The organism is Saccharopolyspora sp. 7B (genome assembly GCF_020177435.1).
Lineage (GTDB): Bacteria > Actinomycetota > Actinomycetes > Mycobacteriales > Pseudonocardiaceae > Saccharopolyspora_C > Saccharopolyspora_C gregorii.
In genome coordinates, this window is sequence record NZ_JAIUKC010000047.1 from 18,363 (window position 1) to 39,076 (window position 20,714).

15 protein-coding genes are annotated in these 20,714 nt (G+C 73.4%); 6 read left to right on the top strand and 9 right to left on the bottom strand.

Features of this window, described 5'->3' with window-relative positions; genetic code table 11:
* Positions 1-66 precede the first annotated feature (66 nt).
* The 5 genes from LCD33_RS09020 to LCD33_RS09040 all read left to right on the top strand — a co-directional run bounded on the left by LCD33_RS09020 (position 67) and on the right by LCD33_RS09040 (position 5,529).
* Positions 67-1,398, top strand: a complete 1,332-nt coding sequence (locus tag LCD33_RS09020; protein ID WP_224956293.1) for an MFS transporter — start codon at positions 67-69, stop codon at positions 1,396-1,398.
* A gap of 185 nt (positions 1,399-1,583) precedes the next feature.
* Positions 1,584-2,897 carry an Nramp family divalent metal transporter gene (locus tag LCD33_RS09025; RefSeq protein ID WP_224965839.1) on the top strand — a complete coding sequence of 438 codons (1,314 nt, stop codon included), beginning with the start codon at positions 1,584-1,586 and terminating at the stop codon, positions 2,895-2,897.
* A 37-nt stretch (positions 2,898-2,934) separates the two neighbouring features.
* Positions 2,935-3,975 carry an Ldh family oxidoreductase gene (locus LCD33_RS09030; RefSeq protein ID WP_224956289.1) on the top strand — a complete coding sequence of 347 codons (1,041 nt, stop codon included), beginning with the start codon at positions 2,935-2,937 and terminating at the stop codon, positions 3,973-3,975.
* A gap of 99 nt (positions 3,976-4,074) precedes the next feature.
* The gene (locus tag LCD33_RS09035; RefSeq protein WP_224956288.1) at positions 4,075-5,328 is read left to right on the top strand and encodes an MFS transporter; all 1,254 of its coding nucleotides are present in this window, start codon (positions 4,075-4,077) and stop codon (positions 5,326-5,328) included.
* 21 nt (positions 5,329-5,349) lie between these two features.
* Complete coding sequence (locus tag LCD33_RS09040; RefSeq protein ID WP_224956287.1) at positions 5,350-5,529, top strand: hypothetical protein; 180 nt, start codon at positions 5,350-5,352, stop codon at positions 5,527-5,529.
* Positions 5,530-5,533: 4 nt separating this feature from the next.
* Here the strand turns inward: LCD33_RS09040 and LCD33_RS09045 are convergent, their stop codons facing one another.
* The 4 genes from LCD33_RS09045 to LCD33_RS09060 form a co-directional block, all read right to left on the bottom strand.
* Positions 5,534-6,517, bottom strand: coding sequence for a LacI family DNA-binding transcriptional regulator (locus LCD33_RS09045; protein WP_224956286.1), 984 nt, complete (start codon positions 6,515-6,517; stop codon positions 5,534-5,536).
* 9 nt (positions 6,518-6,526) lie between these two features.
* On the bottom strand, positions 6,527-7,816 hold the full coding sequence (locus LCD33_RS09050) for an MFS transporter (RefSeq protein ID WP_224956285.1): 1,290 nt from the start codon (positions 7,814-7,816) through the stop codon (positions 6,527-6,529).
* Between the two features lie 14 nt (positions 7,817-7,830).
* Positions 7,831-9,594: a gamma-glutamyltransferase gene (locus LCD33_RS09055; protein ID WP_224956284.1), complete on the bottom strand. Its 1,764-nt coding sequence runs from the start codon at positions 9,592-9,594 to the stop codon at positions 7,831-7,833.
* Between the two features lie 162 nt (positions 9,595-9,756).
* The gene (locus tag LCD33_RS09060; RefSeq protein ID WP_224965838.1) at positions 9,757-10,983 is read right to left on the bottom strand and encodes a sugar MFS transporter; all 1,227 of its coding nucleotides are present in this window, start codon (positions 10,981-10,983) and stop codon (positions 9,757-9,759) included.
* Between the two features lie 108 nt (positions 10,984-11,091).
* On the opposite strand from LCD33_RS09060, the gene LCD33_RS09065 reads away from it, so the two are divergent.
* Entirely contained in the window at positions 11,092-11,763 is a 672-nt protein-coding gene (locus tag LCD33_RS09065) for a FadR/GntR family transcriptional regulator (RefSeq protein WP_224956282.1), read from the top strand.
* A gap of 7 nt (positions 11,764-11,770) precedes the next feature.
* Here LCD33_RS09065 and LCD33_RS09070 read toward each other — a convergent pair whose 3' ends face one another.
* The 5 genes from LCD33_RS09070 to ribA form a co-directional block, all read right to left on the bottom strand.
* On the bottom strand, positions 11,771-12,952 hold the full coding sequence (locus tag LCD33_RS09070; protein WP_224977718.1) for a zinc-dependent alcohol dehydrogenase: 1,182 nt from the start codon (positions 12,950-12,952) through the stop codon (positions 11,771-11,773).
* Positions 12,953-13,161: 209 nt separating this feature from the next.
* A complete protein-coding gene (locus LCD33_RS09075) occupies positions 13,162-14,658 on the bottom strand; it encodes an MFS transporter (RefSeq protein ID WP_224956280.1) in 1,497 nt (498 codons plus the stop codon).
* Between the two features lie 627 nt (positions 14,659-15,285).
* Complete coding sequence (dapA, locus tag LCD33_RS09080) at positions 15,286-17,700, bottom strand: 4-hydroxy-tetrahydrodipicolinate synthase (RefSeq protein WP_224956279.1); 2,415 nt, start codon at positions 17,698-17,700, stop codon at positions 15,286-15,288.
* A 77-nt stretch (positions 17,701-17,777) separates the two neighbouring features.
* On the bottom strand, positions 17,778-18,881 hold the full coding sequence (locus tag LCD33_RS09085) for a mandelate racemase/muconate lactonizing enzyme family protein (RefSeq protein WP_224956278.1): 1,104 nt from the start codon (positions 18,879-18,881) through the stop codon (positions 17,778-17,780).
* 122 nt (positions 18,882-19,003) lie between these two features.
* Entirely contained in the window at positions 19,004-20,203 is a 1,200-nt protein-coding gene (ribA, locus tag LCD33_RS09090) for a GTP cyclohydrolase II (RefSeq protein WP_224977719.1), read from the bottom strand.
* Between the last annotated feature and the right edge of the window lie 511 nt (positions 20,204-20,714).

The following is a 20,714-nucleotide window of genomic DNA, read 5'->3' on the forward strand; positions in this document are numbered from 1 at the left end:
GTCCACCTCCGGGGACCTCGGCGCGACCGCGCGCCCCTCCTCCCCCGTACGAAGGCAGGTGCAACGATGCACTCCTCCCCACACGCCAGCGAGCAGGAACCGGCGACGCCGGTCCTGGACGGAGCGCTGCGCAAGGCGTTCCGCAGGCTCGTCCCGCTCGTGATGATCATGTTCGTCGCGAACTACATCGACCGGGTCAACATCGGGTTCGCGAAGGACGCGCTCGAAGCGGACTCCGGCATCGGCGCCGCGGCGTTCGGCCTCGGCGCGGGCCTGTTCTTCCTCACCTACGCCGTGTTCGAGGTGCCCAGCAACATCCTGCTGGAGCGGTTCGGCGCGAAGCTCTGGCTGACCCGCATCATGGTCAGCTGGGGCCTGGTCTCGGCCGCGATGATGTTCGCGCACAACGAGTGGATCTTCTACGCGCTCCGGTTGCTGCTCGGCGCCGCCGAAGCCGGGTTCTTCGCCGGTGTCCTCTACTACTTCACCCAGTGGTTCCCGAACGCCGTGCGCGGCCGGGCCAACGCCGCGCTGTACTCCGCCTCCACCATCGCCGCCGTGATCGCCGGTCCGCTGTCCGGGGCGCTGCTGAGCATGGACGACATCGGCGGCTTGCACGGCTGGCAGTGGTTGTTCCTCATCGAAGGGCTCGCGGCCGTCCTCATCGGACTCGTCGCCTGGCGGTTCCTGGAGGCGAAGCCCGCCGACGCGGCGTGGCTCAGCGACGCGGAGAAGACCGCGCTGATCGAGCGGCTCGCCGAGGAGGAGCGCGTCAAGTCCGGCGGCGCGCCGGAACCGTCCCGGTGGACCATGCTGCGCGACCCGCAGATGCTGCTGTTCTGCCTGGTGTACTTCGCCGCGCAGCTGGCGCAGTACTCGGTCACCTTCTGGCTGCCGAGCTTCGTGCGCCGCATCGGCGGGCTCGGCGAGATCACCATCGGGCTCGTCGCGGTGCTGCCGTTCGCGGCCGCGTTCGTCGCGATCCTGGTGGCCGGCCGGATCTCCGACCGCACCGGGGCGCGGCGCACCGTACTCGGTTCCGGGTTCGTGCTCGCCGCCGTCGGGCTCGCCGTGGCCGGATTCGCGCACCCGCTGCTCGCGGTGGTGATGCTGATCGTGGCCACCGTCGGGTTCAAGGTCGCCGCGTCCTCCTTCTTCGTCATCCCGCAGCAGTACCTGGTGGGTGCGCTCACCGCGCCGGGCCTCGCGCTGATCAACTCGATCGGCAACCTGGGCGGGTTCGTGGCGCCGACCCTGATGGGCCAAGTCCAGGAGCGCACCGGCAGCGTCTCCGGCGGCCTGTACGTGGTGGCCGCGACCTGCGTCGTCGCGCTCGGCGCGTGCGCCCTGCTGAAGTCCACCGCCCGCCGCCGCACCGCGGAGCCCACCGCGGTCTGAGAGCGCCGCCGCGCGGCGCGGAATCTCGGTCACTCGTTCCGGCAATTCCGCCACTCGAAACGCGTCGCGGCTGTTCCCGGCGGAACTCCCCTCGCTTCGACGAGATTCCGCCATCCGACACCGGAATCACCACCGTGCGGCGGAGAGCACACCTCAGGAAGACGACGACGTCCCGTGGAGGTCCCATGTCCGACCCGACCGAACCGGCGGTGCTCGCACCGACGTCGCCCAGCCGCCGGTGGCTCGACCTGGTCCGGACCGTCGGGCCCGGCCTGGTCGTCGCCCTCACCTGGGTCGGCGCCGGTGACCTCGTGGAGAACGCGACCGCGGGCGGCAACTACGGCTACGCCCTGCTGTGGGTGGTGCCGCTGTCGCTGGTGTTCCGGTTCTTCCTCGTCTCCACCATCGCGCGGTACCCGCTGTTCAACGCGCACGGCGACACCAGCATCATCCGCGGCCTGGTGCGGCTGAGTCCGCTGCTCGGGTGGGTGTTCGGCGCGGCGCTGCTGTTCTACTGCTACATCAGCATGGCGTTCATGCTCAGCGGTGTCGGCACCGCGCTGACCGCGCTGACCGGTGGCGCGGTCGACCGGTTCTGGGGCGCGGCGCTGGGTGCGGTCACCGTCGCGGTGCTCGTCGGCCGCGGCGCGTACTCGCTGCTGGAAGGCGTGTTCAAGGTGCTGCTGGCGGCGCTGGGCGCCTCGTTCGTCGTCGCGGTGGCGCTCGTCGGCGTCGACTGGTCCGCGCTGGCCGGCGGGCTGGTCGGGTTCCGGTTACCGCCGGACTTCGGCGTGTTCAACTCGGGTCTGCTGCTGCTGAGCCTGGTGATGTCCAGCGTCGGTTCGCTGGCGAACCTGATCTACCCGCAGGTGATGGAGGAGAAGGGCTGGACCACCCCGGGGCACCGCCGCAAGCAGCAGCTGGACCTGCTGTTCGGCACGGTCGCGGTCGCGTTCCTGGGGCTGTGCATGTGGATCGTCGGTGCCGAGGTGCTGCACGGCGGCCCACCCGCCGAGACCGATCGGGACATCGCGGGCGCGCTGGGCGGGGCCATCGGGTCGATCGGCACGTACATCTTCTACTTCGGGCTGCTGGCCGCGACCTGGACGACCTCGGCCGGGGTGCTGTTCAGCATCAGCAAGCTGGCCGTGCAGTCCTTCCGCGCGTCCCGGCTCGCCGCCCGCGGCGACTTAGATTCCACTGTGGACGGACGAGGGAGGCTGTACCGCGGGTTCGTGCTGGTCGGGCTGAGCGCGGTGGTGTGGTCGCTGCCGTGGGCGCCCGGGTTCACCGCGCTCACCGTGGCGCTGGTGTCGTTCCAGGCGCCGATGCTGGTGCTCACCGTCGTCGCGCTGCTGGTGATCCTCAACCGCAGCAGCATGATGGGCGATCGCCGGAACCGCTGGTGGGAGAACGCGATCCTCGCCGTCCTGCTGTGCTTCACGTTGTTCGCCTGCTACCACAGGCTCGCCGACGCCGTCGCCATCGTCGCGGGCTGACACCTCCGCCACCGCACCGAGATCGGGAGGCAGCACCATGCGCTACCCGCACGCCGACCTGACCGAGTTCACCACGGCGCTGCTGCGGCACGTCGGGGCGGACGCGGCGCAGGCCGCCGCGATGACCGAGCGGCTGCTCGACGCCGACCTGCTCGGGCACCGGACGCACGGCCTGTGGTTCCTCAGCAACTACCTGGAGCGGATCAGCGGCGGGCACATCCGCACCTCCGGGGAGATCGAGGTGGTGCACCGGGAACCGGGCGCGGCGGCCTGGCGCGCGCACCGGCTGCCCGGGGCGTGGGTGCTGGGCGAGGCGACCGCGCTGCTGCTCGACGACGTCCGCGAGCGCGCCACCTCGACGATCACCATCGCGGACTGCTCGCACATCGGCTGCCTGCAGAGCTACCTGCTGCCGTTCACCGAACGCGGGCTGCTGGTGCAGCTCACCGCCACCAACCCCGGAGTCGCCTCGGTCGCCGCTCCCGGCGGCACCAACCCCGTGATCACCACCAATCCGATCGCGATGGGCATCCCCACCCGCGGCGCGCCGGTGCTGATCGACCAGTGCACCTCGGTCGGCAGCAACGCCCTGTTCGACGACTACGCGGCCCGCGGGGAACGGTTGCCCGGCGAGTGGTTGCTCGACGCGGCGGGCGTGCCGACCGATGATCCGGCGGTGCTCACCGGCGAGCCGAGGGGCACCATCCAGTCACTGGGCCAGGCCGAGTTCGGTTACAAGGGCTTCGGGTTCGGGCTCATGTCGGAGGCGTTGTCGCTGGCCCTGACCGGCTACGGCAGGCGATCCCGCCCGAACCGGTTCGGGCAGGGCGTGTTCCTGCAGGTCATCGACCCCGCCAAGTTCGCGGGCAGCACCGAGTTCCTCGACGAGGTCGACCACCTCGTCAGCACCGTCCGCGCCGACCCGGGCCGCGACGGCAGGCCACCGCGCCTGCCCGGTGAGCGGGCGCTGGCCTCCCGCGCCGACCAGCTCCGCGACGGCGTCGAACTCCACCCCGACGCCCTCACCCGCCTCGCACCGTGGGCACGGCGAGCCGGGGTTCCGCTGCCGCGGGGATGAACATCTCACGGTGGAGTCCCGGGTCCGCCTCGCGTGGTGCAATGCGGGGACGGTCTCCGCCCGGAGGTCGTCGCCGATTCCGAGGACCAGCGAAGTTTCATGTCGTCACGCGCCGAACGTTCCGTCCTGAGCGATCCCGCCATGCCGCACCTGCTGCTGGTGGTGTTCTGCTGCTTCGCCGGGTTCGCCCTGCTGGTGCCGGTGTCGCCGGTGTGGGCGCTGCGCGGCGGGGCGGACGAGTTCGGATCCGGGCTGGTCACCGCGGTGCTGATGGCGGCGACGGTGCTCTCCCAGCTCTGCGTCCGGGCGGTGCTGCGGCGGATCGGCTGGACGTGGACGCTCGCCCTCGGTGCGCTGCTGCTCGGGCTGCCCGCCCCGCTGCAGGCGTTGAGCGATCAGCTGCCCGCGGTGCTGGGCACCACCGCGCTGCGCGGGCTCGGGTTCGGCATCCTCACCGTCTGCGGGTCCACGGCCGTGGCCGTGCTGGCCCCGCGCGGGAAGCAGGGTGCGGCGATCGGGTTGTACGGGCTGGCGATCGCCGTTCCGCAGGTGCTGCTCACGCCGGCCGCTCCCTGGCTGGTCAGCGCGATCGGCCTGCCCGCGGTCCTCGCCTGCGGTGCGCTGCCCGTGCTGGCGCTGCCGTGGACGCGCGGGCTGGGGCGTGCGGTCGCGGCGCGCGTCGACGAACCCGCCCGGTCCGGTGAGCGCGACGAGCCCGCGACCGCGGTGCTGCGGCGCATCGCGCTCCCGCTGGTCCTGCTGCTGCTGGTCACCTCCAGCGGCGGTGCCGTGCTCACCTTCGCCCCGCAGTTCACCCCGACGCCCGCGCTGGCCACCGCCGCCCTGCTCGCCACCACCGCGACCGCCGCGGTCGCGCGCTGGGGCTGCGGGATGCTCGTGGACCGGTTCCCGCCGCGCCCGATCAACTTCGCGCTGGCGGTGAGCGGGTCCGTCGGGCTGCTGCTGATCACGCTGGCCGTCGGGCCCGCCCCCGGCACCACCACCCTGCTCGCCGGGATGCTGCTGCTCGGCGTCGCCTACGGCGGGTTGCAGAGCATCACCCTGGTGCAGGCGTTCGACCGGGCCGGGACGGCGAACCGGCACACGACGTCGGTGGCGTGGAACATCGGCTTCGACTCGGGGACGGGGCTCGGTTCGCTGCTGCTCGGCGTCGCCGCGGGCGCCGCCACCTTCGCCACCGGCTTCGCGGGCCTGTCCGCGGCCCTGGCCGCCGCAGCCCTCGCGGTACTGCTCTTCGGAGGCCGGACCCCGCGCTCCCCTGCCGAGGCCGTGGACGCGCCGCAGCAGGGCCCGGGTGCGGACGAACGGCGCGGCCACGACCTCCAGCGGTGAACCGGACGATCAGGAGCAGGCATGTTCAGGGTGTTGTACGCGCGCGAGGACGGCGGTGCCGGGCGGGTGTTCGCGGATTCGCTGCCGGATCGGCGGACGGCCGACCACGTCGCGGTGCAGCTGTTCGCCGAAGGCCTCGTCGCCGCCTCCTGGGTGGAGGACCAGCGCGACGCGATCGGCAAGGATCTCCCGCACTGGTGAAGCGTCACCGCCGCGTCGAGTCGCGCACGATGAGGTCGAGGGGCAGCCGGTCGGGGCTCGGGAGGTCGGCATCGGTGGTCATCCGCTCGGCGAGCAGGTCGACGAGCCGGTTCGCCGCGGCCGTCACGTCGATGCGCAGCCCGGTGATCGAGGGCGTGGACAGTTCCGCCACCGGCCCGTCGGTGGCGGTGGCGATCATGAGCCGGCCCGGGACGTCGACGCCGAGGTCCTGCGCAGCGGCGAGCGCTCCGGCGGCGAACACGCTCGACGAGGTGACGATCGCGTCCGGCGGGTCCGGGCGGGCGAGCAGGTCCGCCGTGATCGCGGTCGCCGACAGCGGACCCTCGGAGTTGTCGGCGACCCGCTGGACCGGGGCCTGTCCGCGCCGGGTGACCGCCGCCGAGTACGTCCACAGCAGCGACCGGCGGTAGGCGTTGTCCGTCTGCCCGACCAGGACCGCGGTGCTGCGCGCCCCGCCCGCGACGAGGTGTTCCAGGAGCCGCCCCACCGCCAACCGGTAGTCCGCACCCAGCCACCAGCGGAACGTCCCGGCACCCGGGTCCGGATCGAGGGACACGGTGGGGACGCCGCGCCGGGTCAGCGCTCGCAGCGCCTCGTCCCGCGCGTCCGGGTACAGCACCACGCACCCGTCGAGCCGCGGCACCTGCCCGAGCACGTCGGCGGCGCCGCGCGCGGTGAACACCGACCAGCCGCGGTTCAAGCAGGACACCGCGACGGCGCCCGCCAGGTTGGAGAAGGTGGCGGTGCCGAACGCGAAACCGGTCACCGCCTCGGAAGGCCGGATGACGATGCCGACGGCCGGAACCCCGTGCCCCGGCCGGAAACCGAGCTCCGCGGCGGCCTCCAGCACCTTCCGCCGGGTGGCCTTCGCGACCGGCCGCCGTCCCGTGTAGACCTGGGACGCGGTGGACACCGACACCCCGGCGCGCCGGGCCACTTCGGACAGGGTGGGTCCGCCGGTGCTCATCCGCTCCCCCTATCCTTCGTCGATCCGCTCCGCGGTCCGGAACGCGGTCTCGTCCAGCCCGAGCGAGCAGGCGACGAGGACCAGCATGGCGAACGAACCGTAGACCGCCACCGACATCGGGTCGTGGCCGGTGAGCACCAGCAGCCCGGTCGCGATGAACGACGCGGTCCCGCCGCCGAGCGCCGCGCCGAGCTGGTAGGACACCGACATCCCGCTGTAGCGCATCCGCGCCGGGAACTGCTCGCCGAGGAACGCGGGGATCGGCCCCTGCGTGATGCCGGTGAGCAACCCGGTCACCGCGAACGCGACCACCGCGAGCACCACGTCCAGCGCGCCCACCATCGGGAAGTACGCGAACAGGAACAGGCTCGTCGACACCCCGCCGAGCACCATCGTCGGCCGCCGCCCGATGCGGTCGGACAGCAGCGCGAACGCCGGCGCGGAACCGAACAGCACCGCGCTGTAGGCGAGCTGGCCGAGCAGCGATTCGGTGGCCCCGTAGCCGAGCCCGGTCAGGTAGGACAGGAAGAACGTGAAGCCGATGTAGGCGATCGTGTTGTACCCGTAGCTCACCCCGAGCCCGAGCAGCACCGCCCGCGGCCGGTGCCGCACCGCTTCGACCAGCGGCACCTCCGCCGGTTCGTCGTCGCCGCCCTCCGCGGGCATGCCGAGCCGGGCGATCAGCCCGATGAGCAGCAGCGTGCCCCCGAGCAGGAACGGGATCCGCCACGCGAAGCCGGTCAGGTCCCCGTCGAACCCGATGCTGACGAGCGCGAACACCCCCGTGCCGAGCAGCGTGCCGAGGCCGATGCCGGTGCTGGTGAAGCTGCCCCAAAGCCCGCGCCGGTTCGCCGGGGCGTTCTCCATCCCGAACAGCGCGGCCCCGCCCCACTCGCCGCCGGCCGCGAAGCCCTGCACGAGCCGGAGCGCGACGAGCAGCGCGGGGGCCAGCGGGCCCACCTGCTCGTAGGTCGGCAGCAGACCGACGCCGAGGGTGGCGAGCCCCATCGTGACCAGCGTCAGCACCAGCATCTTCCGCCTGCCGACGCGGTCCCCGAAGTGGCCGATCACCACGCCGCCGAGCGGGCGGGCGAAGAACCCGGTGCCGAACGCGGCGAAGGCGTACAGGGTGCCCAGCAGCGGGTCCTGCGCGGGGAAGAAGACGTGGTTGAACACGAGGCCCGCGGCGAGCCCGTAGATGAGGAAGTCGTAGTACTCCAGCGCGGTCCCCAGCCCCGCGACGAAGAACGCCTTCACCCCCGAGACGGGCGCGGTGGGGCGCTCCACTTCGATGTCCATGTTCCGTCCCGCGCTCAGTCGTTGTGGTGGAGGGTGGCGATCGCCGACGCGGGCAGGCCCGCCGCGTCGAACCCGGCGATGTTCGGGCGGGCGAAGTCCATCGCGAACGGCTCGTTGGACGCGGGCACCGGGACCGGGTCGAACGCGGCGAGGTCGGCACCGAGGCCGGTGAGGGCTTCGTCGACGAGCAGTTCCCGCCCGCTGGCTTCGATGCGGGGCGCGGCGAGCGCCTCGGCCGGTGCCAGCCCGCCGTCGACCAGGCCGAGGACGAGCTGCACGACGGCGCTGATGATCCGGCGTCCGCCGGACGCGCCGAGCGCCGCCACCGCCTCGCCGCCCCTGCTGATCAGCGCGGGCCCCATGTTCGCCAGCGGCCGGGCGCCGGGGCTGATGCTGTTGGCCGCGCCGGGAGCCGCGTTGAACCAGGCCATCGCCGAGTCGAACAGCAGCCCGGTCCGCGGGCACAGCACGCCGCTGCCGAAGTGGTTCGCCGCCGTGTGCGTGATCGCGACGGCACCGCCCGCCGCGTCCACGGCGGAGATGTGCGTGGTCCCGCTCCCCGGGGTGGTGCCGCCGCCGGGCCGCCAGATCGGGGCGTCGCCGCTGCCCGGGTCGAACGGCCACGGGTCGTGCGCGGCGCGGGACGCGAAGGTGAGCCACGGCGCCCCGTCGCGCCATCCCGGGACGTCCTCGCCGCGGCGGACCCGCTCGGCGAGGTCGGCGACGTAGCCCGGGTCGAGCGTTCCGCCGAGCGGCACCGGGACGACCCGCGGGTCGCCGAACCAGTGGTAGCGGTCGGCGAAGGCGTGCCGCAGCACCAGCGCCAGTTCCCGCAGCCGCTCGGGCCCCGCGGTGGGCGGGGCCGGATCGGGGTGCAGCGCCTGCCAGATCGCCAACGCCTGCAGCTCGGTCCACCCGCCGCCGGGCGCGGTGGGGACGGCCACGTCCACGTCGCGGTAGCGCAGCACCAGCGGCCGCCGGATCTCCGGGGCCGCGTCCCGCAGGTCCGCGGCGGAGAGCAGCCCGCCTCGTTCGGCGGAGGTGTCCACGAGCTGCCGGGCGACCTCGCCGTCGACGAGCGCGGCCGGGCCGAGCGCCGCGACCCGCTCCAGCAACTCCCCCAGCACCGGCTGGGTGACCCGCGGCCGGGGGCCGAAGGTGACGCCGTAGGCGGTGGCCGTCCGGGCACCGATCGGGAGCAGCCGGTCGTCGAGGAAGGTGCGGCGAGCCTGCTCGTCCGCGCGGAGCCGGTCCACGTCGGCCAGCGCGCCGCCGATGAACCAGGTGTCGGCGGGGAACCCCTCGTGCGCCGCCCGCACCGCGGGTGCGCACACGGCGTCCCTGCTCAGCACGCCGAACCGCTGCTGCGCCACCAGCAGGCCCAGCAGGGTCCGCGGCACCCCGGACGCGAGCGGGCCGTCGAAGTTCGCGTTGCCCGCCACCGGTGCCAGGCCGAGGACGGGCGCGGCCGCCGCGTCCGGGTCGAGCTCGAACAAGGTGCTGGGCGCGCGCAGCGGCGCCTTCGGCCCGAACTCCACCGACCAGGCGTCGCCGGACGGTGGCTGGTGCAGCAGGAATCCGCAGCCGCCGAGGGTCGTCTCGGTCGGTTCGACGACCCCCGCGACGAGAGCGGCCGCCACCGCGGCGTCGACGGCGTTGCCGCCCTGCTCCAGCACGTCCAGCCCGGCCGCGCAGCTGGATTCGTGAGCGGCGACGACGGTGCCTCCCGCGGCGGCGCGGGTGGACGTCGACTGACGGGCGGGGTGGTGCGAACGCATCGGCACTGCTCCTTCCCGGCCGGTCCTCGTGCGGGACGACCACCGCGAAGCTAGGTCCGCCCACCACCGCGCTCAACGTTCTTTGCGACTTTTGCGCCCCGGTGCGGGCGGGTGCTCGGGGTCCTCGCGCGGCAGCACGTCCCGCCCCGCGCGGACGGGTGTTCAGGCCGAGGTGGTGCTCCGCGGCACCGCACCACCGCGTCCGCCCGCGCTACCGCCGTCCTCGGGTCGGGCGCCCGCGCGGGTCAGGACGGTGACGAACCCGCCGGCCAGCAGCGCGAGCGCGGCAATGGCGAGGACGGACGGCGCCACGGCCTGCGTGCCCCACCGGCCGATCACGGCTCCGAGCCCGGTCGGGGCGAGCGCCATGCCGATCATCGAGGCCGCGATCACCGCGGCGAACCTGCCGCCGTGCGCGTGCCCGGACGCCGCCAGCCAGGTCAGGCCGTTCGGGAAGATCGGGCCGATGCAGAACCCGGCGAGCAGGTAGGCCCAGGCCGTGGCCGGTCCGTGCAGGGCGACCGCCGCCGCGGCCACCATCCCCGCGCAGCTCGCCACGACCAGCGCCGGCAGCGGGACCCGGCGGCTCAGCGACGCGGCGGCGAAGCGCCCACCGACCATGGCGAGCCAGAACCCGGAGGTCGCCAGCGACGCCGCCGCGGCGCCGTACCCCTGCTCGGCGAGGACGGTCGGCTCCCAGCTGCCGATGCCGGACTGGACGCCGAAGTGGGTCACGTAGAGCACGAGGAACCCCAGCACGATCGCCGTCCCCGCCAGCCGCCGCGGTGCCGCGTCGCCCGCGGTCCGCGCGGTCAGCTCCAGCGGGGTCGGTGCCGCCGAGATCCCGCGGACGGTGGCGAGCCCGACGAGCGCGAGCGAGCCGATGCCCGCGAACACGACCCGGTAGTGCTCCGCGCCGATCGCGGCGATCGCCGCGGGCGCCAGGGCCGTGCCGAGGCCGAAGCAGGCGTGCGCGACGTTGACCAGCGCCGGTCCGCGGCTGCCCGCGCCCACGATCAGCAGCTGGGTGATCAGCACGTCGCACCCGCCGAGCCCGAGCCCGGCGACGGCGGCGCTCGCGAGGATCAGCGGCCACGACGGGGCCAGCGCGATCGCGACCGATCCGACGGCCACCAGCAGCGCCGAGGCGCCGACCGCGGCGGTGTTCCCCCTGCGCCGCAACAAGGCCTGGCTGAGCAGGATGCCCGCGACGGCGCCGATCGACTGCGCGGCGAGCCCGCCGGCGGCGGTGGCCCCGTCGATCCCCTGCTCGGCCCGGAAAGCGGGGATCGCCGGCCCGTGCGCGGCGGTCAGCGCGCCGATCGCCGTCATGGCGAACAGGCAGCCCACCACGGCACCGCGCCGGAACAAGGACGTCGTTTCGACCACAGCTCCTCCAGACGAGAAAAGGGCAACCCTTTCAGCGCGCTACGCTAAAGGGCAACCCCATCTCGGCGAACGCCGGGGGTCGACGGCCCGGACCTGGAGGTGCGCGCGATGACCGCGGACGGCGAGCCGCCCAAGAGGTCCGCCCTGGTGAGCCGGTTGATCGGCAACCTGCAGCACAACATCGCCGACGGCCGGTGGCCGGTGGGATCGCGCATCCCGAAGGAGGTCGAGCTCGCGGCCGAGCACGGCGTCAGCCGGATCACCCTCCGCCAGGCGGTGCAGGCGCTCGTCCACGTCGGGGTGCTGGAGACCGTGCAGGGCAGCGGCACGTTCGTCCGCGCCACCACCGAGCTCGACGCCGTGCTGCGCCGCTTCCTCGGCGGCGAGGACCTCGCCACCGTGCTGGAGGTGCGGCTGGCCATCGAAGGCGAGGCGACCGCGCTGGCCGCGACGCGCGCCGACGAGCACGACCTGGCGCGGCTGGACGGCATCCTCGGCGAATCGCGGGACGCGCTGGCGCGGGCCGACGCGGAAGCCCTGACCGAGCTGTCCACCCGCTTCCACCGGGCCGTCGTCGACGCGGCGCGCAACCCGATCCTGACCCACTTCTACCGCGCGATCCGCGACGGTGCGGAACGGTCCGTCCGGGACACCACGCCGCCCGCCGAGTTCGCGAGCTTCGTCGACCAGCACGCGGCGATCACCGACGCCATCCGGGCGGGCGAGCGGGACCGCGCCCAGCGGCTGGCGCGGGAGCACCTGCTGCCGCTGCTCGGCTGATCCGCGGCTACGGTTCCAGCACGATCTTGATCGCGTCGTCCTGCTTCTTCTGGAACAGCTCGTAGGCGTGCGGGGCGTCCTCCAGCGGCAGGTCGTGGGTCGCCAGGTCGTGCACGCCGAGCGGATCGGTCTCGTCGCCGACCAGCGGCATCAGGTCGTCGATCCACCGCTTCACGTGCGCCTGCCCCATCTTCACCGCCACGCCCTTGTCGAACAGCGTCAGCATCGGCACCGGATCGGCCATGCCGCCGTAGACGCCGCTGAGCGAGATCGTGCCCGCGCGGCGCACCGCGTCCATGCACTGGTGCAGGACGGCGAGGCGGTCCACCCCGGCCTTCTCCATCATCGGCCCGCCGATCCCGCTCGGCAGCGCACTGGCGATCTTCTGCGCGAGTTCCCCGACCGGGGAGCCGTGCGCCTCCATCCCGACGGCGTCGATCACCGAGTCGGTGCCGCGCCCGTCGGTCAGCTCCCGGATGCGGTCCGCCGGTGAGTCCACTTCGGACACGTCGATGGTCTCGATCCCGCGGCGCCGCGCCATGTCCAGCCGTTCCGGGACCAGGTCGACGCCGATCGGGCGGAACCCGCGGTGCGCGGCGATGCGGCAGCACAGCTGGCCGATCGGGCCGAGCCCGAACACCGCGACGCTGCCCTCCGGCGGGACGTCGGCGTACTCGACGGCCTGCCACGCGGTCGGCAGCACGTCCGAGAGGTACAGGAACTGCACGTCCGGCGGTCCCTCGGGCACCTTGATCGGGCCGAACTGCGCCTGCGGCACCCGCATCAGCTCGGCCTGCCCGCCGGGAACGCTGCCGTAGAGCTCGCTGTAGCCGAACAGCGGCGCACCGGTGCCCTGGTCGCGGACCTGGGTGGTCTCGCACTGCGCGTACCAGCCGCGCGAGCACATCCAGCAGTGCCCGCAGGAGATGTTGAACGGCACCACCACCCGGTCTCCGGGCCGGATGTGGTCCACCGCCGAGCCGACCTCCTCCACGACGCCCATCGGCTCGTGGCCGAGGACGTCGCCGGGGGTCATGAACGGGGTGAGCACTTCGTAGAGGTGCAGGTCCGAGCCGCAGATCGCGGTGCTGGTGATGCGCACGACCGCGTCGGTCGGCTCCTCCAGCCGCGGGTCGGGAACGTCCCGCACCTCGACCTGCCGGGGTCCTTGCCAGGTCAACGCCTTCACACGACCACCTCCGCGCGCCGGGGACGACGCCCCTCGCCTACCCGGCGGCGGCCGCGGTCAATCAGCGCGCCCGGGCCCGTCACGATGCCCGGCCGACCAGGCGCCCGGGCCGACAGCACGCCCGGGCGGTCAGGGCTCCCCGGCTCGTCGGCACGCCCGGGCCGCGCCGGCCCGCCGCCGCGGATCGGCGGCGGCGGAACGGGCACGGCTCAGGTGCGCTCTTCGACGGGCGGCAGGGGCGCCAGGAGCATCGTCGAGGTGTCCAGGCGCTCGTTCTCGTCCTGGCCCTCGACCAGTTCGCGGGCCTCCGCGCCGCTGGCCACGACCGGGACCGAGCCCAGCAGCGGGCGCGCCGCGGACTCCCGCATGAACAGCACCGCGACGAGCGCGATGGCGGAGAAGAACATCACGTAGAACGCGGGCGCGTAGGTGTTGCCGGTCAGCTCCACCAGCAGCTGCGAGACCAGCGGCACGGTGCCGCCGAACAGCGAGGTCGCCGTGTTCTGGGTGAACCCGACGGCGCAGTACCGCGACGCTGTCGGGTACAGCTCGGCCATCACGGCCGCGTTCATGCACAGGAACAGCGTCGACGGGATCATCACGAGCCCCAGCGCGACGTACAACGCCCACGGCTCCCCGACCCGCATCAGCGCGAAGGCGGGCAGCAGCAGCACGAGGTTCCCGACGGCCGCCATCACATACACCGGCCGCCGCCCCAGCTTGTCCGACATCCGCCCGAACACCGGCAGCAGCACGGCTTGCAGCAGCAGGATGGCGACGGTGGCGATCGCCGTGTGCGTGGTGGCGATGCCGACCTCGACTTCGAGGTAGGTGGGCATGTAGCTGGTCAGCGTGTACGAGGACGCGCCGTCCGCGCCGATCAGCGCGAGGCCGACCACGACCTGCGGCCAGTAGAACTTGAACACCCCGGGCAGCTTGTGCCGCGTGAACAGCGGGTTGGCCGCCTGCTCCGCCGTCTTCGCCTGGGCGGCCTCGAAGCTGGGCGACTCCTCGATGCGGCTGCGCAGCAGCAGCGCGACGGCGCCGAGGACGAACGCCAGCAGGAACGGGATCCGCCAGCCCCCGTTGACCATGGCGTCCTGGCCCCAGAAGTGGGTGGTGATGCCGGATGTCGCGGCGACCACGCCGGCGCCCGCGGCGAAGCCGAGCTGCGAACCGCTGTTGAGCAGCGAGGTCCAGAAGCCGCGGGTCCGGTCCGGGGAGAACTCCGCGACGTAGGTCAGCGCACCGGAGTACTCGCCACCGGTGGAGAAGCCTTGCGCGATGCGCAGCAGGTAGAGCAGCACCACGGCCCAGGCGCCGATCTGCTCCGTGCCCGGCAGCAGGCCGATCAGCGTGGTGGCCACCGCCATCAGCGCGATGGTGAAGAACATGACCTTGCGGCGGCCGATCCGGTCCCCGAGCGGCCCGAGGATCATCCCGCCGAGCGGTCGCACCAGGAACGACACGGCGAACCCGAGCAGCGTCACCAGCAGCCCGAGCCGTTCGTCCATGCCCGCGGTGAACACCTGGGTCAGGGTGACGGCGAGGTAGCCGTAGACCCCGATGTCGTACCACTCGATGAAGTTGCCCACGCCGGCGCCGAGCTGCGCGCGGATGAGCGCGGGTCTGTCGACGACGATGCAGTCCTCTTCGCGGATCCTGCGCGCGCCCGAGGACGGGCGGCCACTCCTGGGTTCGGACAACGTTGTCCCTCTCCGGCGGTCGGCGTGATTCGACGTGGCACGGCTCGGAAGCGCGATCGCGAGCGTCGGTGGGACGGCCGCGGCGGCGAGCCGTCCTCGAAGGACAACACCTCCACCTGTGTTCAGATTTCGAACGCAGCGACCGAAAACTTGGCAGAGTCGCGCGGGGTAGTCAACCCTTTCGGCGGTCGACGGTGCACATCGGAGGGAGAACCCCGGGGAAATCGCCGCGGCAGCCGACGATGCTTTCCTCGCGGGTGCAGGTGAAGTACGAAAACCGTTGCGGCGCGCGCACATTCCTGCCGCGAAGCACGCCGCGCCGACCATCCGCCACGCCCCGGCCGTCGGCCATTGAACCAGGTGGCGGTACCGCGCACGGCAGATTTCCGGGACGGGTGCGGGAATTCCCCCACCGGCGAGTACGATGGTGCCCGATTCCTCCCCAGCAGAGCGATTTCTTCCCCTCCGCACCGGCGACCCGACCGGCCCCGCCCGCGGCGCCGCGGCGTTCTCCCGTTCGGACGGCGTTCCGGGCCGTGGCGGAGCCACCGGCGCGTCCGGTCCCGCGGCGAGGAGAACGCCGAGGTTTCACCGCCCGACCTCGCATCGGCGGAGCCGGGCGGGCGGTCAGCGAGCGTGGTTGTGCATGACGTGCTTGGTGCGGGAGTAGTCCTCCAGCGCGTAGAGCGACAGGTCGCGGCCGTACCCGGATCCCTTGAACCCGCCCCACGGAACCTCGTTGGCCAACGCCAGGTGCGAGTTCACCCAGACCGTGCCCGCGTCCAGGCGCGCGGGAACGTCGTGCGAGCGCCGCGCGTTCTCCGTCCACACCGACGCGGCCAGCCCGTAGGGCACGTCGTTGGCGCGCCGGATCGCCTCGTCCTCGTCGCGGAACGTCTCGACCGTGACGACGGGACCGAAGACCTCTTCCCGGGCGATCTCGGCACCTTCGGGCACGTCGACGAGCACGGTCGGCGGCACGAAGTAGCCCGGCCCGTCCAGCGCCGCACCGCCGAGCGCGGCGCGCGCCCCGTCCCGCTGCGCGCGCTCCAGGTAGCCGCGCACCCGGTCGAAGTGCGCCTTGGACACCAGCGGGCCCAGTTCCGCACCGTCCACCGCCGGCTCACCGGTGACGAGCGTCGCGGCCTCGCGCACGAGGTGCTCGGCGAGCTCCGCCGCCACCGATTCGTGCACCAGCACGCGGCACGCGGCACCGCATTCCTGCCCGGAGTTCCAGAACGACGCGGTGCGCAGCGTTTCCGCGACGGCGGCCAGGTCGGCGTCCTCGAACACCACCACCGGCGCCTTGCCGCCGAGTTCCAGGTGCACCCGCTTGAGGTCCTCGGCGGCGGCGCGGGCCACGGCGCGGCCGCTGGGCACCGATCCGGTCAGCGCCACCAGGTCCACGTCCGGGTGCGACGAGAGCCGCGCGCCGACCACGTCGCCGCGACCGGTGACGATGTTGAGCACCCCGGGCGGTAGCAGGTCCGCCACCAGTTCGGCGAACTTCACCGTCGTCACGGGTGTGATCTCGGAGGGCTTGAGCACGCAGGTGTTGCCCGCGGCCAGGATCGGCGCGACCTTCCAGGCCGCCATCATCAGCGGGTAGTTCCACGGCGTCACCACGCCCACCACGCCGACCGGTTCGCGCAGCACCAGCGACAGGTGGTCGTCGAGGTACTCCCCCGCCGACATCGAGGTGGTGGAGCGCACCGCTCCCGCCATGAACCGGAACGTGTCGACGGTGCCCGCGATGTCGTCGTGGGCGACCGCGAGCGGTTTGCCCGTGTTCGCGGATTCCAGCCGTGCCAGCAGATCGCCGTTGGCCTCGACCCGGCCGGCGATGGCGTGCAGCACGTCGGAACGATCCTTCGGAACCCGCCGCGCCCAGGAGCCGCGCGCCGCGACGGCTTCGGCGACGGCCCGGTCCACGTCCTCGGTGGTGCCGTCCGGGGTGTGGCAGAGGACCTGTTCGGTGCAGGGATCGATGACGTCGAGCAGTCGCGTCGAGGTGGAATCCGCGTAGCCGCCCGCGATGAAGTGGCGCGCCGGGGGCAGTTCGGCCGCCGCGGCGAGCGGGCGCGCGTCGGTGGACCGGCGGACCGCCGCGGGCTCCGGTGCGCCACCTCCGGCCGGTGCGCCGCCGCCGGCCGGGGTCTCGCCGCGCGCCGCAGCGGCCTGCGCGGTGACGCGCCGCGCGGTGTCCGGCGGCAGGTCCAGCAGCGGGCTGCGCGGGCTGCCGACCCGCAGGCCCGCCGCGTTCAGCACGGCCTTCACGGCGGGGATGAACGGCACCGTCATCAGCGAGTCCATCAGCGGGTGCAGCCGCGCCCATTCGGCGCGGGCGCGGTCGAGCTCCCCCGCCCGCAGCGCGCGGTGCACGGAGACGAGTTCGGCGGGCACGAGGTTCGCGCTGCCCGCCACCACACCGGCGGCGCCCTCGGTGAGCGCGGCGAGGATCAGCGTGTCCCAGCCGCCGAAGGTGGTGATCACGTCCCCGTGGTGGTGGACGAACTGCCGCAGCCGGGACATGTCAGCGTTGGTGTCCTTGATGTAGCGGATGTTGTCGACCTCGCGGGCCAGCCGTCCGACGACCTCCGGGGACAGGTCGACGCCGGTGATCGCGGGCAGGTTGTAGAGCATCACGGGGATGTCGACGGAGGCGGCGACGGTGCGCAGGTACTGCTCGGTCTCCGCTTCGGTGAGCGGTTCGTAGTACGGGGTCACCAGCATCACGACGGAGGCCCCGCACCGCTGGGCGTGCTGCGAGAGCCGGATGGCCTGCTCGGTGCTGACGGCGCCGGTCTGGGCGACGACGGGCACCCGCCCGGCGGCCCGCTCGACGACGGTCTCCACCACCAGGCGGCGCTCGTCCTCGTCGAGCGCGGCGAACTCGCCGGTGGAGCCGCAGGCGACGAGGCCGTCGACCCCGCCGTCGATGCTGCGGTCGACCACGCGGCCCAGCGCGGCCACGTCGACTTCGCCGCCGGAGGTGAACGGGGTCGGCAGGGCGGTGAGAACTCCACTCAGTTGCGGCGACATTCCGGAACCCTTCCTGTTGCGTGCGTTCGTTCCCCGGCTCGCCTCCCCGGGCGGCCGGTTGCGCGTGGACCGGTCCTTCAGCAGGAGGCGACCGGGTCGCCGAAGCGGCCGTCCGCGGGTTCGACGCCGAGCCCGGGGCCTTGCGGCACCGCGATGTGGCCCGCGTCGATCCGGACGCCGTGCTCGTCGTCGTAGTGCCCGTCGATGCCGTCGGCGGCGATCCACACGCCGTCCAGCAGTTCCGGGCGGGTGGTCGCGCCGACGTGGGCGCAGGCGGCGGCGATGATGTCGCCGCCCCACGAGTCGTCGCAGGTGTGCGGGAGGTTCCGCGCCGCGCAGACGTCGCGCACCGCGCGCATCGGGTGCAGCCCGCCGACCCGGGTGATCTTCACGCCGAAACCGTCGACCAGGCCGGTTCCCGCGGCGCCGACCACCACGTCCAGCCCGGTGCTGCTCTCGTCCACGTACAGCGGGTGGGCGAGCAGCGGGCGGATCGTGCGGAGTTCGTCGAGGGTGTCGCAGGGCTGTTCCAGCACGAACGGGACGTCCGCGCACTCCCGGCTCAGCCGCAGCGCGTCCCGGGTGCCGAGGCTGCGGTTGCCGTCGACGGCGAGCCGCACGCCGGTTCCGCGCAGCACCTCCCCGACCTTGCGGACGGCGGCCACGTCCTCGTCGACCGGCCTGCCCCCGATCTTGACCTGCAACCGCGGGTAGCCTTCGGCGCGCTTCTCCGCGGCGAGGCGGGCGGTGTCGTCCGGCGGCCCGACGCCGAGCGCGGCGTAGGACGGCACCCGATCGACGAGCGCGCCGCCGAGCAGGTCGGACACGCTGACGCCGAGGTGCTTGCCGAGCAGGTCGTGCGCGGCGATGTCGACGGCCGCCTTCGCGTAGCGGTGCCCGTGCAGCAGCCCGTCCATCCGCCGGTGCAGCGGGACCGGCAGCACGTCGGCGCCGAGCAGTCCCGATGCCATCTCGCGGAGCGCCGCGACCGCACCGGCCGCGTGGGCCTCGGCGTACAGCGGCCCGACGGGGCAGGTCTCGCCCCAGCCGACCAGCCCGTTGTCGGCGACCAGCCGGACCAGCGTGCTGGTCAGGAACCGGACTTCGGAGTGGCCCATCTTGTAGGCACCGCCGCGGACCGGAAGTCCGTGCTGGTGGACGTGGATTTCCGCGATCTTCACCGTGTTCCTCCGAACGTGCGCGCGGGTTCGCCCGCGGACTTCGTGCCGAATTCCCCCGTGTGCCGGGGAGATCACCGGCGACCGCCCGAGGTTCCGCTCCCGCGGGCCCGCCGGGAGCGGGATCAGGCGTGCAGCAGGTGTCCCATGCGGGCGCGCTTGGTGGCGAGGTAGCCGGCGTTGTGCGGGTTCTCCGATGCTTCGAGGGGAATCCGCTCGGCGACGGTGATGCCGTGGTCGGCGAGGGCCCGGACCTTGTCGGGGTTGTTCGTCATCAGCCGCACCGAGCCCGCGCCGAGGTCGTGCAGGATGCGCGCGGCGTCGGCGTGGTCGCGGCCGTCGACGGGCAGCCCGAGCTCCACGTTCGCTTCGACGGTGTCCAGCCCGCGGTGCTGCTGGAGCTCGCAGGCCCGCAGCTTGCGCCCGAGCCCGATGCCGCGTCCTTCGTGGCCGCGCAGGTAGATCAGCGCGCCGCGGCCCTCCTCGGCGATGGCGCTCATCGCCATCCGGAACTGGCTGCCGCAGTCGCAGCGCAGCGATCCGGCGAGGTCGCCGGTGAGGCATTCGCTGTGCAGCCGCACCAGCGGCGCTCCCGCGTCGAACGGGTCGCCCATCGTCAGCGCGAGGTGCTCGACGTCGCCCGCACCGCGGTAGGTGGTGGCCTGGAAGGTGCCGAGCTCGGTGGGGAGCTCGGCCCGCCCGGTCCGCGCGATCGCCGGACCTGAGGTGCGCGCGTGCTCGACGAGCTGGGCGATCGTCACCATCGGGATGCCGTGCCGCGCCGCGAAGTCGTCGAGCGCGGGGCGGCGCATCATGTCGCGCCGGTCGGGGGTCACGATCTCGCAGAGCAGCGCGGCGCCGCTCGCCCCGGCCAGGCGGCACAGCTCCACGCCGGCTTCGGTGTGCCCGGCGCGTTCCCGCACGCCGCCCGCCTTGGCCCGCAGCGGCAGCACGTGCCCGGGGCGGGCGAGGTCCTGCGGCGCGGTCCGCGGATCGGCGAGGGCGCGGATGGTGGCGGCGCGGTCCCCCGCGCTGATGCCGGTGCCGGTCCCGTGCTTGAGGTCGACGCTGACGAGGAACGCGGTGCCGTGGCTCTCGGTGTTGGCGGTGACCATCAGGTCGAGGCCGAGGTCGCGGGACCGCTCCTCGTCGACGGCGACGCACAGGAATCCGGAGGTGTGCTCCAGGAAGAAGGCGACGTCGTCGGTGGTCGCGTGCTCGGCGGCCATGATCAGATCGCCTTCGTCCTCGCGGTCCTCGTCGTCGACGACGAGGACCATGCCGCCGCGGGCGAGTGCGGTGCGGGCTTCGGCGAGCTCGGACATCGGTTCTCCTCGGCACGGGATGGTTCGTCGGTCCGGCTGCGATCGCCGTCCTTCCGCCGGGACTCGACACCGGGGAGATGCGTTCACATAGTGACCGTTACGTTCAATCCAGAGTGGCAGTGACCTCCGTCGCCGTCAAGCACCCCACCCGAACTCGATTCGGCCTCCCCAACCGAAGTCCCGCGGAATTCGCCCGCATCGACCCTTGACGAGCAGCCCGCCTCGCCGCACAATGAGCCCGGTTCGTTCATATTCTGAACATGCCAGATCAGCTAGCGCCGCACTCGCGATCGCACGCCGCCGGGGTGCGTCGGATGAGCACCAGCCCCACCGCGCGGCCACCGGCAGCAGCACGACCCCGTGCCGAACAGGACGACGCGGCTCCCGCGCGGGGGGCCCCCCCCCCGGGGGGGGGGGGCCCCCCGGGGGGTGCCGGGGGCGGCCCCCCCCCCCCCCCGCGGCCCCCGCCCCCGGGGGGGCCGCGCGCCGCGCCCGGCGCGGCGCTGGCGCG

Coding starts and splice junctions, on each gene's coding strand:
- LCD33_RS09020 (WP_224956293.1), top strand. CDS start 67: ATGCACTCCTCCCCACACGCCAGCGAGCAGGAACCGGCGACGCCGGTC.
- LCD33_RS09025 (WP_224965839.1), top strand. CDS start 1,584: ATGTCCGACCCGACCGAACCGGCGGTGCTCGCACCGACGTCGCCCAGC.
- LCD33_RS09030 (WP_224956289.1), top strand. CDS start 2,935: ATGCGCTACCCGCACGCCGACCTGACCGAGTTCACCACGGCGCTGCTG.
- LCD33_RS09035 (WP_224956288.1), top strand. CDS start 4,075: ATGTCGTCACGCGCCGAACGTTCCGTCCTGAGCGATCCCGCCATGCCG.
- LCD33_RS09040 (WP_224956287.1), top strand. CDS start 5,350: ATGTTCAGGGTGTTGTACGCGCGCGAGGACGGCGGTGCCGGGCGGGTG.
- LCD33_RS09045 (WP_224956286.1), bottom strand. CDS start 6,517: ATGAGCACCGGCGGACCCACCCTGTCCGAAGTGGCCCGGCGCGCCGGG.
- LCD33_RS09050 (WP_224956285.1), bottom strand. CDS start 7,816: ATGGACATCGAAGTGGAGCGCCCCACCGCGCCCGTCTCGGGGGTGAAG.
- LCD33_RS09055 (WP_224956284.1), bottom strand. CDS start 9,594: ATGCGTTCGCACCACCCCGCCCGTCAGTCGACGTCCACCCGCGCCGCC.
- LCD33_RS09065 (WP_224956282.1), top strand. CDS start 11,092: ATGACCGCGGACGGCGAGCCGCCCAAGAGGTCCGCCCTGGTGAGCCGG.
- dapA (WP_224956279.1), bottom strand. CDS start 17,700: ATGTCGCCGCAACTGAGTGGAGTTCTCACCGCCCTGCCGACCCCGTTC.
- ribA (WP_224977719.1), bottom strand. CDS start 20,203: ATGTCCGAGCTCGCCGAAGCCCGCACCGCACTCGCCCGCGGCGGCATG.